A 13628-nucleotide genomic window follows, 5' to 3' on the forward strand; every position below is an offset into this window, starting at 1 on the left:
TCATCGCTGGGATGAGCAGGATATGAAGCACGTAGAGGCGGCCGACGATTGCCGTGCCCGGGAACTCGCCGCCGAAGAGGAACATCGAGATCCAGGTGCCGATGACCGGTATCGCCATCACGACGCCGTCGATGATGCGGAGGCCGTTCCCCGAGAGGAGATCGTCGGGGAGGGAGTAGCCCGTGAAACCAGCGGCCATGCCCAGGATAAGCAGCACACCGCCGATCACCCAGTTCATCTCACGCGGCTTGCGGAACGCACCGGTGAAGAACACGCGCAGCATGTGCACCGACATGGCGGCGACAAAGAGCAGCGCGGCCCAGTGGTGCAGCTGGCGCATGAAGAGGCCGCCGCGGATCTCGAACGAGATGTGGAGCGACGACTGGTAGGCGACGGACATGTCCATGCCCCGCAGCGGCACGTACGCGCCCTGGTAGGTCGTCTCCGCCATGGACGGGTTGAAGAAGAAGGTCAGGAACGTGCCCGACAACAGCAGGATCACGAAGCTGTAGAGCGCGACCTCGCCGAACATGAACGACCAGTGGTCCGGGAAGACCTTCCGGCCGAATTCGCGCGTGACAGAGGAAAGGCCCGTGCGCTGGTCGACGAATTCGGCGATCCGACCGACCTTGGTCGGCGGCTGGTAAGAGGAAGGGGTGCTGCTCACGAGTACTCACGCTCCCAGTAGCTCGGTCCAACGGGTTCGTGGAAGTCCGACGAGGCGACGAGATAGCCGTCAGAGTCAACTTCAATCGGCAGCTGCGGGAGCGGGCGGCTCGCCGGGCCGAAGATCACCTGGCACTCGTGCGTGAGGTCGAAGGTCGACTGGTGGCACGGGCACAGGAGATGGTGGGTCTGCTGCTCGTACAGCGCAACGGGGCATCCGACGTGCGTGCAGATCTTGGAGTACGCGACGATGCCGTTGTAGTTCCAGCTCTCGCGACCCGGTGAGACGTGGAGGTCTTCGGGGTTGAGGCGCATGAGAAGAACCACGGCCTTCGCCTTCTCGTTGTTCTTGTTCTCCTTCAGGTCATTGAGACCCTCGGGGATCACATGGAACGCCGAGCCGATGGTGACGTCAGCGGCCCTGATCGGCGTACCGTCCGGATCACGCGTCAGACGAACCTTCTTGCCGGTCTGTGCGTTGGGTGCCCACATCGTGTGACGGAGCATATCGGTCGCGTTGGGGCCGAGGTCACCGAAGACGGCGAGCGCGGGCAGGGGAGCCAGCGCGAGCGCACCGATGAGGGTGTTGCGGATGAGGGGGCGGCGCTTGATGCCCGTCTCCTCGATGATGTCATCGACGATCTTGACTGCGGCTTGGCGGTCCTCCTCGTTGCGCACCGCGTGGCGCGCTTCCGAGACCTCGTGATCGGGCATGAGCGACTTCGCCCAATGCACGATGCCCGTACCAATCCCCAGCATCGCGAACGCGGTGCTGAGACCCAGCAGAATGTTCTGCGTGCGAATCGTGTCTACGGTCGACGTGGGACCGAGATCGATGGCGAAGTACGAGACAAGGAACACCACTGTGCCGATCACCGAGATGATGAACAGTGCGGTGACCTGGCGCTCAGCGCGCTTCGCGGCCTTGGGGTCGGTGTCGGACAGACGCAGGCGGTGCGGCGGGATCCCGGGATCCTCGAACGCACCCCCGGACTGACCAGCCGTAGCTACGGTGCCCCCATGCTGTGGGGCTCCGTCACTAGGGTTGCCCATATTTCCCCTCATCCTTCCTGTGCCCCGGGGCCCCGGGGACGATGTTCAATTCAATCAGCCGCATCGGCGGCCGAACGTGTGAGCGGTCCTTTGTCAGGAGGTTCGGGACGTGAGCCAGATGGTGAAGGCGATGATGACGCCCAGACCAGCCACCCACATGAAGAGACCTTCCGACACGGGGCCGAGGCCGCCGAGATCGGCACCACCCGGCGAACCCTGCTTCTCGATGGTCTGGAGGTACGTGATGATGTCCCGCTTGCCCTCAGGCGAGATGTTGGCGTCGCTGAACACCGGCATGTTCTGCGGACCGGTCTCCATCGCCTCGTAGATGTGCTGCGCGGTCACGCCAGCAAGCGGGGGAGCGAACTTGCCACGGGTCAGCGCGCCGCCCGCAGCGGCCGCGTTGTGGCACATGGCGCAGTTCACGCGGAAGAGTTCGCCACCGTGGGTGGCGTCGCCCTGACCATCGAGCATGGCCGGGTCCGGAAGCGAGGGGCCAGCTCCGAGCGAGGCGACGTAGGCTGCGAGCTGACGCGTCTGCGTTTCGTTGAACTGAACCGGCTTCTGCTCGGCCTGGGGCCCGTTTGCCTCCATCGGCATACGCCCCGTGCCAACCTGGAAGTCCACGGCTGCGGCACCGACGCCGACGAGCGACGGCGCCGCGGGGGAGCCCTGTGCGCCCATGCCGTGGCACGTGGCACAGTTCGCCACGAAGAGCTTCTGGCCGGCCGTCACATCAGCGGCCGAGAACCCGGTATCCGCTTTGGCCTGATTGGCGGAGCTCGCCACCGAGTAGAGGGCGCCGGTCAGCAGGAGCCCCATGACCAGCAGCGCCACGACTGCTAGCGGATGCCGCCGCTTCTGCGAGAGTGACTTCACGTAATCGTTCCTATCCGTCTGTACCGCGGCCGCTGGGGCGCGCTGTCAAAGTTGTGCTGCCAGCCGAAGCGGCACGTGCTACTTGAGGACGTAGATGACCAGGAAGAGCCCGATCCACACGACGTCGACGAAGTGCCAGTAGTACGAGGTGACGATGGCCGACGTGGCTTCGTAGTGCCCGAAGCGCTTCGCCGCAAACGCCCGTCCGATGATGAACAGGAAGGCGATGAGGCCGCCGATGACGTGAAGGCCGTGGAAGCCGGTCGTGATGTAGAAGGCCGAGCCGTAGGCGTTCGACGAGAGCGTGATGTGCTCAGAGACGAGCGTCGTGTACTCAGTGGCCTGGCCTGCGACGAAGAACGCACCCATGAGGAACGTCAGCACGAACCACTCGACCATGCCCCAGCGGGCGAACTGGAACAGTCCACCGGTACGACGCGGCTGCAGACGCTCCGCGGCGAAGACGCCCATCTGGCACGTGAACGAGCTGGAGACCAGCACGATCGTGTTCACCAGGGCGTAGGGGAAGTCCAGATGGGATGTCTCTGTGGCCCAGAGGCCAAGGGTCCCTGCTCCGCCCGTGGCGATCTGACCGGAAGCGCGGAGCGTGAAGTACATGGCAAAGAGTCCGGCGAAGAACATCAGCTCGCTCGAGAGCCACACCACGGTCCCGACGGAGACCATATTGGGGCGGTTCAGCGTGGGATGTGCCGGGGTTGTCGGGGCATGAGTCGCTGTCGTCACAAGGACATTATGTCTACAAACAGCGGGTTCGCCCAACGCGAACCGCCTCTTCTGGGAACTTTTTCTACAAACCCTCGAAAATCCGCGGAACGCGCGCCGTCCGTCATCCGTTCGCCCGCGGACTGGCGGGTGGATAGCATCGGGGAGTGACCACTCAGGACCAAGGAGCCAACCCCGCGCACAGTTGGCGGACCCTCATCGGATCCCTCGTGAGAGGCCAGGACCTCTCGCAGGAGCAGACCGCTTGGGCCATGGACACGATCATGTCCGGCAACGCGACTGCAGCCCAGATCGCAGGATTCCTCGTCGGCCTCCGGGCCAAAGGCGAGACGGTCGACGAGCTCACAGGCCTTGTGGACACCATGGTCGCGCGCGCCACTCCCATCTCCATCGAAGGCGAGAAGCTCGACATCGTCGGCACCGGTGGGGACCAACAGAACACCGTCAACATCTCGAGCACCGCGGCGCTGGTGCTCGCGGGCGCTGGGGCGAGGGTCGTGAAGCACGGGAACCGTGCCGCGTCGTCGTCCGCGGGCTCGGCTGATGTGCTCGAGGCGCTCGGCGTGCGGCTCGACATGGGCGTCGAGCGCGTTGCGGCGTCGGCCGTCGAATGCGGCATCACCTTCTGCTTCGCCCAGGTGTTCCATCCGTCGTTCCGCCACACCGCAGTGCCTCGCCGCGAACTGGCGATCCCGACGGCGTTCAACATTCTCGGCCCCCTCACCAACCCAGCACGTGTCCAAGCCTCGGCCGTGGGCTGCGCGGATCCGCGGATGGCTCCGCTCATCGCGGGAGTCCTCGCCAATCGTGGCAGCAGGGGACTCGTGTTCCGTGGCGACGACGGCCTCGACGAGTTGACCATCACGACGACCTCCCGCATCTGGGAGGTCCGCGATGGGCGAGTGGAGGAGTCTGTGCTCGATCCGCTCGACCTCGGGATCTCACGCGCCCCGCTCGACGCACTCCGCGGTGGGGACGCCCAGCACAACGCCGGCGTCGTTCGGAAGGTCCTCGAAGGCGATAAGGGACCCGTGCGCGACGCCGTCGTCCTCAACGCGGCGGCTGGCCTCGTCGCCTTCGAACTCACGGCGGAAGCGCCCCTGCTCGAGCGGCTGTCGGCCGCGAAGCTGCGGGCAGAACAGGCCATCGATTCGGGAGCCGCAGCGCGATCCCTCCGGACGTGGGTGGAGTTCAGCCAGGGCTGAACTCCCGGCTATTCGAGGCCGATTGAGAATGCCGCCTCGAGGTCGTGACGGGAATAGGCGCGGAAGGCGATGTGCGTCGTCGTCTCCACGACGCCCTCGACCTTGGAAAGGTGGTCCGCCACGACGTCAGCGAGCTCCTCATGCTGCTGGACGCGGGCGATGGCGATGAGGTCCCACTCGCCCGTCACCGAGTAGACCTCGCTGATCCCCGGGATCGCAGAGATCTTCTCCGCCGCCTCGGGGATCTTGTTCGATTCCGTGCGGATGAAGACGAATGCCGTGATCATGGTCCTCCGATCGAGTCCTGTTGTGCTCGGAACCACCCTAGCGCCGGAGGCCTCAGCGGCGTCCCACGACGCGAGCGATCCAGCGCGCGGCGGCCCGCCAGCCGACGAGGAACAAGCCCAGGAAGCAGAAGGCGACGACGAGGAACGTCAGCGCGAGGCCTTGTCCGGTGAGCCCGCGGAGCAGCATTCCGACGACGTAGGCTCCGAGCCACACCGTCACGCCCGACGGCCAGACCGCCCGCGGGCGCCGGCGGACCAGCGGAAACGACCAGCCGACAGCGCCTCCGACGAGGAAGGGCCACGCAGTCGAGAGCACGCCCAACACCGGGTTGGCCTCACCGTGGAACCCCCGGCCCAAGGCAGCGAAGACGAGGACGACGACGGCGTCGCCCACGAGGGCGAGAACAGCCGTTCGGGCACGGTGGGACAGAGCAGGGGCTTCAGCGGTCATGAACCAAGCGTACGGGGGACAGCTGAGACGTGCTGGCCCCTTCTCTGCGATGGCCGAACGCGGAAGAATCCCACGTGTCGGGAGATCTGTCCCTACCCACCGAGGAGGACCCATGCCGGAGATCGTCCCCTGCCTCTGGTTCGACACGCAGGCCGAGGAAGCCGCCGAGTTCTATGTCTCGGTCTTCCCGAACTCCAGGATCACCGCAGTTGACCGCTACGGCGAAGCCGGGCCCCGACCAGCGGGAACGGTTCTGACCGCCGGTTTCGAACTCGACGGCAAGCCGTTCCTTGCCTTGAACGGCGGCCCCGAGTTCACGTTCAGCGAAGCGGTGTCGATGCAGGTGTTCTGCGCAGACCAGGACGAAGTGGACCATTACTGGACCTCCCTGACGGCCGACGGGGGCACGGAGAGCCAGTGCGGTTGGCTCAAGGACCGCTTCGGATTCTCGTGGCAGGTCGTGCCGACCCGCCTGACAGAACTGCTGCAGGACGCCGATCCCGCGCGCGCGCAGCGAGCAATGAAGGCGATGCTCAGCATGCGCAGGATCGTCATCGCTGACCTCGAGGCAGCGGCTGACGCGGGGTGATTCCGGTCCGAGGATTCTCGGGGCCCGGTTGTCGAAAAGGCGCCTTTCCTTTCGTCCAAGGGGTGAGAGCCACAGGGGCTCCCACCTACACAGGAGGCGACAAGCCATGACCCAGTATCTGATCGCCATGTACCAGCCTGACGGCGTCGTTCCGCCGCCCGAGGTCCTCGGTCCCATCATGGCCAAACTCGAAGAGTTCAACGCCGATCTGAGGGCGGCCGACGCTCTGGTCTTCGGCAATGGACTCACCGACGCTGGATCGGCCACGGTTCTCCGTCACGACGGACGCGACGTCGTGGTGACGGATGGGCCGTACGTCGAGGGCAAGGAGCACCTCGGCGGTTTTGAGATCATCGATGCCCCGGATCTCGATGCGGCTCTGAGGTGGGGCCGTCGTCTCGCGGAGATCACTGGACTGCCCATCGAGGTGAGGGCTTTCGCCGAAGTCCGGGAAGTACGGGGGGCGGGCGAGCGGGCGTGAGCTCACCGGATGCTGTCGCGGCCGTGTTCCGGGAGGAATACGGCCGCGCGGTATCGGTGGTCCACCGCACCACCCAGGATCTCGGGCTGGCCGAAGAGGCCGTGCAGGAAGCCTTCGCCGTCGCGGCCGAGCGGTGGCCCACGGAGGGGCTTCCCGAACACCCCGGGGCCTGGATCATCACGACCGCGCGGCGCCGCGCCGTCGACCGTTTCCGCAGGGAAGCGGCGCGGGGCGGCAAGGAAGCCGAAGCCGCGCTTCTGCGCCACGATGACGGCAACGGTCCGGACGTGTTCGGCGATGACCGCCTCAAGCTCCTCTTCGTCTGCTGCCATCCCGCCCTCGCTCTGCCAGCACGGATCGCCTTGGCGCTCAAGGTGCTAGGAGGTCTGACGACGGCGCAGATCGCTTCGTCCTTCCTCGTGAGCGAGGCGACGATGGCACAGCGGATCTCCCGTGCGAAGGCCAAGATCCGGGACAGCCGCATCCCGTACCGCGTGCCGTCGGCTGGCGATCTGCCGGAGCGGCTTGCTGCGGTTCTGGCCGTGGTCTACCTGATCTACAACGAGGGCTACTCGGCGGACTTGGGCAGGCAATCCGACCGAGCGGGACTGTGCATGGAGGCGATCCGTCTGTGCAGGACCATCACGCAGCTGATGCCCGACGAACCCGAGAGCGAGGGGCTGCTCGCTCTCATGCTCCTGTCCGAGTCACGGCGCCGCGCGAGGTCGGGACCGCACGGTGCGCTGATTCCCCTCGCCGAGCAGGATCGTTCTAACTGGGACGGCGCGCTCATCGACGAGGGCCTGACGCTGGTGCAGCGCTGTCTCCGACGAGGCGCCTTGGGCCAATACCAGCTTCAAGCGGCCATTCAGGCCGTGCACGCCACGGCACCTTCCGCGGCTGCAACGGACTGGCGGCGCATCGTCCGCCTCTACGATGCGCTGGCGGCCCTCGCACCCGGCCCGGTCGTCGAGCTGAACAGGGCTGTCGCGGTCGCGGAAGTGGACGGGGCGGCTGCCGCCCTCGACGTCGTCGATCGCCTCGGGTTGACGGGCTACCACGTCTTCCACGCGGTGCGCGGCGACCTGCTGCGGAGACTGGGACGCTTGGATGAGGCGGCCGACGAGTACGCCGAGGCCGCGCGAAGTGCCCCCAGTCCGGGGGAGGAAGCGTTCCTTCGGGCTCAGCTGCGCGACCTTCGACCTGCCTGAACAGGATCTCAGGCCGACGCCCGCGACCCTCCGGTGACCTCGCTCTGAACGGCGGGAGAAGGAGGAGTATCGAGTCTGGACAGAACGGTCTGTCTACCTGTAGCGTCCGAAGGGTAGTTCGGATCAGGGCCTGAATCTTGTACGGCCCTCGGATCTCCGACAGGACATCATCAGAACGGCTCAAGCAGCGGGCCGCGACGCGACCCCAGGAGGTGCCCTCCCAACTCTGTGCGCTGAACACGTCAGATTCCGACCCCAGCGAGGAGAAGACTCAGGAAATGGAAAGCGTTCACAGACTGCCCGCTGCAACCATGGCGCCGGTCTCACCCCTTGAACCACGTAGCGACGACCCCCATCGCGGCGAGCCGCGTCGCGACGAGCACGACAACGAGCAGGGGCCGCTAGACCTCTGGGAGACGGAAGGTCCCGAGGATCCCGAGACCGAGGACTCCGATCTTGCCCCGGCAGACACCTTGGCTCGCGCGAGCGCAGCAGGAGACCTTGCCGTCGAATACCTCGGCGTCGCTGACGCCTTGGCACGCAGGTTCCGCTGCCCTGGCCATGACCCGGAGGACCTGCGTCAGGTGGCGCGGCTCGGTCTCATGAAGGCAGCCCGTCGTTACCGCACCGGCCGCGGGCACGGCTTCGTCCCCTACGCAGTGCCCACCATCACCGGCGAGCTCAAGCGCTACCTCCGCGACCAGTCGTGGATCGTCAGGCCACCCCGTGGGATCCAGGAACTGAGGCTGAAGGTCAATGCCGCGCGGCCTCGGCTCGCCCAGACCCTCGGCCACGAGCCGACGACCCTCGAGCTCAGCCGAGAGCTGAGCGTGAAAGTCGAAGACGTCGCCGAGGCGCAGATCGCCGACGCGGCGATGGTTCCGGACACCATCGAGCACGCAGACTCTCCCGAAGACCCTCAGGGGCGCAGGCTGAGCGTCGTCGTCGCCACGGAGGACCCCGGCTTCGAGCACGTCGAATCCCTCCATGCCCTCGCGGGCGCGCTCGAGGATGCCTCGGAGCAGGACCTCGAGCTCCTTCGGCTTCGCTTCGTGCAAGAGCTGACGCAGGACGAGATCGCCCAGCGCCTCGGAGTCAGCCAGATGCAGGTGTCCCGCCTCCTGCGCCGGCTCCTCAGTCGCCTTCGCCGTCGCATGGCGGCCTAGGCAGCAGGACTCGGCTGACGCAGGGCGAGGGAGATGCACATATAAGGAACGGCCGGCGTCGAGCCGGCCGTTCCTTTCCACTGTTCTCCTGTGCGACTCTCCTGTGCGACCCCGGACTTGAGAAGTCCTCGGGCACTCATGCCCGAGGGCGGCGCCATTTGCCTCGGGTGTACTGCGGGGGCCAGTAGTCGATCTCGACCCCGAGCTCGTGGGCAGCGCGCAAAGCGAAGTGCGGGTCGCGGAGGAATTCACGTCCGACCATGACCGCGTCGGCTTCCCCCGTCTCGACAATCTGGGCTGCATCCTGGGAGGTCGTGATGAGCCCGACCGCGTTGACCGGATAGCCGGTGCCCTCTTTGACTCGGGTGGCAAAGCCCACTTGGTACTTCGGGCCAACCGGGATTCGCACGTTGGGCACCAATCCGCCCGTCGAGATGTCGAACCAGTCGGCGCCTTCACGCGCGGCCCATCTCGCTGTCGTGATGGTGTCCTCGACATTCCACCCCTCCTCCCCAGCCCAATCTGTCGCCGAGAAGCGGACAAAGAGCGGCACGGACTCGCCCGCGACACGTCTGACCTCGCTGACTGTCTCAAGAAGGAAACGCGCTCGGCCTTGGAGACTCCCGCCGTAGCCGTCAGTACGCCGATTCGACAGCGGCGAGAGGAACTGGTGCAGGAGGTAGCCGTGTGCCGCGTGCAGTTCGATGGCGTCGAAGCCAGCCTCGAGAGCCCGCCCTGCAGCCCTGCCGAAGTCGGCGACAATTTCACCGATCTCGGCTTCGGTCAGCGCCCGGGGGACGGCGTAGCCATCGAAGGCGAGAGCCGAGGGGGCAACCATCTCCCAGCCGCCGTCCTCCACAGGCTGCGTCCCCTGACCGCTCCATTCCCGGTAGCTGGAAGCCTTGCGGCCCGCGTGGCAGAGTTGAACGGCAGCCTTCGCTCCCTGGGAGTGGATGAAATCGACGATGCCCCGCCACGCTTCCTGCTGGACCCCGTTCCAGAGCCCCGTGTCCCAGCTGGAAATGCGACCCTCGGGGGAGACCGCCGTCGCCTCGCTCATCACCAGGCCAGCGCCTCCGCGAGCGAAGGAGCCGAGGTGGGCGAAGTGCCACGGCGTCGGCACGCCGTCCAGCTTTTCGACGGAGTACTGGCACATGGGGGAGACCCAGAGCCGATTCCGAATGCTGGTTCCTCGAACGTTGATGGGGGAGAAGAGCGTGTCGGCGCACATGTCCCTAGCCTCCCGCTGGGCGGTTGCCGAGGTCAACTTGAGGGCCGTGATCTTTTTGAGATCTGCGAGGCCAATGACCTACCATGGCTAACCGATGACGTCTTATGAGCAAGAGCCGGAAGCGTCCGCGGCTGCACCCCGTGGACCCGTATTTGTGGACGTTTCTGGAAGACGCCTCCGCCGCGCACGCGTGATGGGAGCCGCTGCACTCACGTTGGTCGGCGGGTACGTTGCGCTCCTCGTCGTCGCCCTTCTGGGAGGGCCCAATGTGGCGGCCCCCTATCTTCCTCGGCCGCCTGTCCCGACGTCGTCCTCCTCCCCGGGGGCCGCAGCCGCCGGAGCGCCCTCGCTTTCGATCCCAGCTGCTTCGCCTGACGCGGGGTCGTCCACGACAGGGAATCACGGACCCGGTACCGGATACTTGCCCAACGCCGCTATCGCGGCTCCCGTCGCCAACGCCGTTCCGCTACCGGTAACCCCGATGGCGCAGGCCTCTGCGGTTCCCCTGGTACCTGCCGCAGCACCGACAGCCGCAGCGACTCAAACTGCTGCTCGCGGGAAATCCGGCTCCGCTCCCGGACAGACCTCCCGTCCGACCACCCCCTCGCACCCGTGAGGCGTCGGCCCGCCCGGCCAGTCCCCTCGAGCGTCCGCGCTCATTGGCTGGTTCTGCTGGCAGTTCTCGTAGCTGTCGCCGCTGCCCTCTGCGTGCAGGGATACCTGCACCACCTTTCGGGGATCGGGGATGACTCCGTGCCCTCCGCAGGCTCCGCCGCCCACGTCCCCGCAGCTGTATCCCAGGGTGGACCGGTCGTCGACGCGCGCAGCGGAAACCCCACAACGGGGAGGCCGCCCGAGAAGACGATTGCCCTGACGTTCGACGACGGGCCCGATCCAACCTGGACCCCGAGGATTCTCGACGTCCTCAAGAAGCACCATGTCCATGCGACGTTTTTCGTCGTCGGATCGGCGGCCGTGGAGAACCCGGATCTCGTCCGACGAATCGTCACGGACGGCAACGAGATCGGCGTCCACACGCTCACGCATGTCGATCTGGGGAGCGCTCCGGCTTGGCGGCAACAGCTCGAGATCCAGGGCGACCAGCAGGTCATCGCGGCCCTGACGGGGCAGACGGCGGCCCTCCTGCGCCCGCCGTACAGCTCCGAAAATGATGCTCTGACCGATGGCACGTGGGCCTCGGTCCGCGCGGCGGCCGCTCAGGGCTACCTCACGGTCCTCACGTCGATGGACAGCGAGGATTGGAGGCGTCCCGGTGTGGCGCAGATCGAGAAGAACCTCACGACGCCGGGCGTCAACGGGCAGGTGGTCCTCATGCACGACGGCGGCGGCGACCGAAGCCAGACGGTCGCGGCCCTCGACGGGCTTCTGACGCGCTATCAGGAGCAGGGATTCCGAGTGACGACCGTCGGTGACGCCATGGGCATCGCGAGCATGCGTCCGGCGAGCGTGGGGGAGCGGGTGAGCGGTACCGCATTTGTTGCCGGTATTCGCCTCAGCGACTGGCTGGTCGCCGCGATCTCGTGGGCCCTCGTGGCAAGCGGGGTCGTCACCTTCCTGCGGGCGGTTCTCGTGATCGGCTTCGCCGCCCGCCACAGGCGTGCAACCGTGCGGCTCCAAGAAGCCGGCCGCGGGCGCCGCCGTTCGTCGATTCCGGTCAGGCCCGCCGTCACCGAACCGGTGACGGTGATCGTGCCGGCGTACAACGAATCGGCGGGAATCGTAGCGGCGGTCCGGTCCATCGCCCTCTCCGACCACCCGGTCGAGATCATCGTCGTCGACGATGGGTCCTCAGACGGAACGGCTGACCTGGTCGAAGAGCTCGCCCTGCCCGGCGTCGTCGTGATCCGTAAGGAGAATGGCGGGAAGCCCTCGGCGCTGAACGCCGGGTTGCGCGCTGCGAGCCACCAACTCGTGGTCATGGTCGACGGCGACACAGTCTTCGAGCCGGACACCGTGCGCAAGCTCATCCAGCCGTTCGCCGACCCGCGCGTCGGCGCTGTTTCCGGCAACACCAAGGTGGCAAACCGCGGAGGGATACTCGGAGCCTGGCAGCACATCGAATACGTCGTCGGCTTCAATCTGGACCGCCGGCTCTTCGATGTCGCCGAATGCATGCCGACGGTGCCGGGAGCGATCGGTGCGTTCCGTCGTCCTGCCCTCGAACGGGTCGGGGGAGTGAGTGACGACACCCTCGCGGAAGATACAGACCTCACGATGGCCCTGTGCCGGGACGGCTGGCGCGTGGTCTATCAAGACGACGCTCGCGCCTGGACTGAGGCGCCAGCCAGCTTGGGTGCTCTCTGGCGACAGCGGTACCGGTGGTGCTACGGGACCCTTCAGGCGATGTGGAAACACCGGGGCGCCGTCCTGCAGGGGGGAGCGGCAGGGAAGCTTGGACGACGAGGCCTCGGCTACCTTCTCGTGCTCCAGGTGCTTCTCCCGCTCTTCGCTCCGGTCGTCGACGTCTTCGCTATCTACGGGCTGATCTTCCTCGACCCTGTCCGCATCGGCGCACTCTGGCTCGTGTTCCTCGCTGTCCAGCTCCTCATGGCCGCCTATGCATTCAGGATCGACAAGGAATCCCTCCGTCCTCTCTGGACGCTCCCGCTCCAGCAGTTCGTCTACCGCCAGCTGATGTATTTGGTCGTTATCCAATCGGTCGTCACGGCGTTCGCGGGTGTGCATCTCCGCTGGCACCGCATGGAGCGTTACGGGAGCCTCAGCGTTCCGGCGGAGTGACCGGGGAGAGGGACCACTATCGGAATGCCTTGGCCTAGTCTTGGCGCGGGCCCGCGTGGCCTGCCAGGCATTTCCACCCACGTTCCGTGCGCACCCAGACCTGGGTCATCGGCATCCGATGGATACGCGCGCCGCCGTCCTCCTCCTCGACCTCATCCGTGACCATGGCCCAGAGGACGCCAGTGTCTCCGGTGACCACTATGGCAACGTCGCTCAACTCCTGCCTGCGCCAGAACAGCTTTCCGGAAGTGTTGGCCTGGATGTAAGCCGTCCTGTCGAAGGTCTGCCCGGTGTGCGAAATCCAGCGGAAGTCCGGATGGAGTAGGCCTTCCAAGGTCCTCGCGTCCCTCAAGGCCAGTGCGGCCGCCCGGTTTCGTGCTGCGTGCATTACCTCGTCGGCTTGGTCCATGTTTCCAGTCTTGCGGCAGGCATACTTCCGTGAACAGCCTGGCGGGGGCGTCACTCCCGAAGCGGAACAGCGCGCCGTCTGGGCGAAGCCCAGTTCCTCCCACTCGTCCCGATGCACCTGAAATTCCTTCGCACAGGAAATGGAGCTCAGAGTGTGCCAACCCCTGCGCGGGGGATGCGGCGCACTCTGAGCTCCGGTTCGATGGTCAAACCGCGCTTACTGCGCGGTGGGCAGCTCCTTTGGAGTCAGTTGTGGGTGATGGTGATGGTTCCGTTGATGTCGGTGATCTTGCCGCCCTGGTAGTTCTGGGCTGTGCCGTTGGGGATGCTGTAGACCTCGCTGGTCGGGTAGCCCAGGACGCCGCGCTCGAAGCCGGTGGACTGCCAGGCCGCGCGGATCGGCCCGTACGACTCGTGCGTGCCCGCCGCCGGGGAGGACACGATCGCCCCGCCCTGGTAGTTCTGGTACGAGCCGCCGTTGACCAGCCCGGTGACGA

15 protein-coding genes are annotated in these 13628 nt (G+C 66.3%); 6 read left to right on the forward strand and 9 right to left on the reverse strand.

Annotated elements, in window-relative coordinates; genetic code table 11:
* The 4 genes from V7053_RS14615 to ctaE form a co-directional block, all read right to left on the reverse strand.
* Positions 1 to 667: cytochrome b (locus tag V7053_RS14615; protein ID WP_334173004.1), on the reverse strand; the 667-nt coding region annotated here is incomplete at its 3' end.
* Positions 664 to 1719 carry a cytochrome bc1 complex Rieske iron-sulfur subunit gene (gene qcrA, locus V7053_RS14620; RefSeq protein WP_334173005.1) on the reverse strand — a complete coding sequence of 352 codons (1056 nt, stop codon included), beginning with the start codon at positions 1717 to 1719 and terminating at the stop codon, positions 664 to 666. The genes V7053_RS14615 and qcrA, both read right to left, overlap by 4 nt.
* Positions 1720 to 1812: 93 nt before the next feature.
* The gene (gene qcrC / locus V7053_RS14625) at positions 1813 to 2598 is read right to left on the reverse strand and encodes a cytochrome bc1 complex diheme cytochrome c subunit (protein WP_334173006.1); all 786 of its coding nucleotides are present in this window, start codon (positions 2596 to 2598) and stop codon (positions 1813 to 1815) included.
* 78 nt (positions 2599 to 2676) lie between these two features.
* Positions 2677 to 3342: an aa3-type cytochrome oxidase subunit III gene (gene ctaE / locus V7053_RS14630; protein WP_334173007.1), complete on the reverse strand. Its 666-nt coding sequence runs from the start codon at positions 3340 to 3342 to the stop codon at positions 2677 to 2679.
* 146 nt (positions 3343 to 3488) lie between these two features.
* Here ctaE and trpD point away from each other — a divergent pair, with 146 nt between their 5' ends.
* Positions 3489 to 4547, forward strand: coding sequence for an anthranilate phosphoribosyltransferase (gene trpD / locus V7053_RS14635; RefSeq protein WP_334173008.1), 1059 nt, complete (start codon positions 3489 to 3491; stop codon positions 4545 to 4547).
* 8 nt (positions 4548 to 4555) lie between these two features.
* Here trpD and V7053_RS14640 read toward each other — a convergent pair whose 3' ends face one another.
* Entirely contained in the window at positions 4556 to 4834 is a 279-nt protein-coding gene (locus V7053_RS14640) for an Lrp/AsnC family transcriptional regulator (RefSeq protein ID WP_334173009.1), read from the reverse strand.
* A 52-nt stretch (positions 4835 to 4886) separates the two neighbouring features.
* Positions 4887 to 5285, reverse strand: coding sequence for a DUF3054 domain-containing protein (locus V7053_RS14645; protein WP_334173010.1), 399 nt, complete (start codon positions 5283 to 5285; stop codon positions 4887 to 4889).
* A gap of 112 nt (positions 5286 to 5397) precedes the next feature.
* Here V7053_RS14645 and V7053_RS14650 point away from each other — a divergent pair, with 112 nt between their 5' ends.
* The 4 genes from V7053_RS14650 (at position 5398) to V7053_RS14665 (ending at position 8732) form a co-directional block, all read left to right on the forward strand.
* The gene (locus V7053_RS14650) at positions 5398 to 5874 is read left to right on the forward strand and encodes a VOC family protein (protein ID WP_334173011.1); all 477 of its coding nucleotides are present in this window, start codon (positions 5398 to 5400) and stop codon (positions 5872 to 5874) included.
* 106 nt (positions 5875 to 5980) lie between these two features.
* On the forward strand, positions 5981 to 6355 hold the full coding sequence (locus tag V7053_RS14655) for a YciI family protein (RefSeq protein WP_334173012.1): 375 nt from the start codon (positions 5981 to 5983) through the stop codon (positions 6353 to 6355).
* Positions 6352 to 7566 (forward strand): RNA polymerase sigma factor, encoded by a 1215-nt coding sequence (locus V7053_RS14660; RefSeq protein ID WP_334173013.1) that lies wholly within the window; start codon positions 6352 to 6354, stop codon positions 7564 to 7566. Before V7053_RS14655 ends, V7053_RS14660 begins: the two co-directional genes overlap by 4 nt.
* Before the next feature lie 278 nt (positions 7567 to 7844).
* A complete protein-coding gene (locus V7053_RS14665) occupies positions 7845 to 8732 on the forward strand; it encodes a sigma-70 family RNA polymerase sigma factor (protein ID WP_334173014.1) in 888 nt (295 codons plus the stop codon).
* Positions 8733 to 8868: 136 nt separating this feature from the next.
* Here the strand turns inward: V7053_RS14665 and V7053_RS14670 are convergent, their stop codons facing one another.
* The gene (locus V7053_RS14670; RefSeq protein ID WP_334173015.1) at positions 8869 to 9963 is read right to left on the reverse strand and encodes an NADH:flavin oxidoreductase/NADH oxidase; all 1095 of its coding nucleotides are present in this window, start codon (positions 9961 to 9963) and stop codon (positions 8869 to 8871) included.
* Positions 9964 to 10716: 753 nt separating this feature from the next.
* On the opposite strand from V7053_RS14670, the gene V7053_RS14675 reads away from it, so the two are divergent.
* Positions 10717 to 12723, forward strand: coding sequence for a bifunctional polysaccharide deacetylase/glycosyltransferase family 2 protein (locus tag V7053_RS14675; protein WP_334173016.1), 2007 nt, complete (start codon positions 10717 to 10719; stop codon positions 12721 to 12723).
* 34 nt (positions 12724 to 12757) lie between these two features.
* Here V7053_RS14675 and V7053_RS14680 read toward each other — a convergent pair whose 3' ends face one another.
* Together V7053_RS14680 and V7053_RS14685 are read right to left on the reverse strand one after the other, a co-directional pair.
* Positions 12758 to 13132 carry a nuclear transport factor 2 family protein gene (locus V7053_RS14680; protein ID WP_334173017.1) on the reverse strand — a complete coding sequence of 125 codons (375 nt, stop codon included), beginning with the start codon at positions 13130 to 13132 and terminating at the stop codon, positions 12758 to 12760.
* Positions 13133 to 13377: 245 nt separating this feature from the next.
* Positions 13378 to 13628: LGFP repeat-containing protein (locus tag V7053_RS14685; RefSeq protein WP_443022626.1), on the reverse strand; the 251-nt coding region annotated here is incomplete at its 5' end.

The organism is Sinomonas sp. (genome assembly GCF_036848755.1).
In the GTDB taxonomy this organism is placed as follows: domain Bacteria; phylum Actinomycetota; class Actinomycetes; order Actinomycetales; family Micrococcaceae; genus Sinomonas.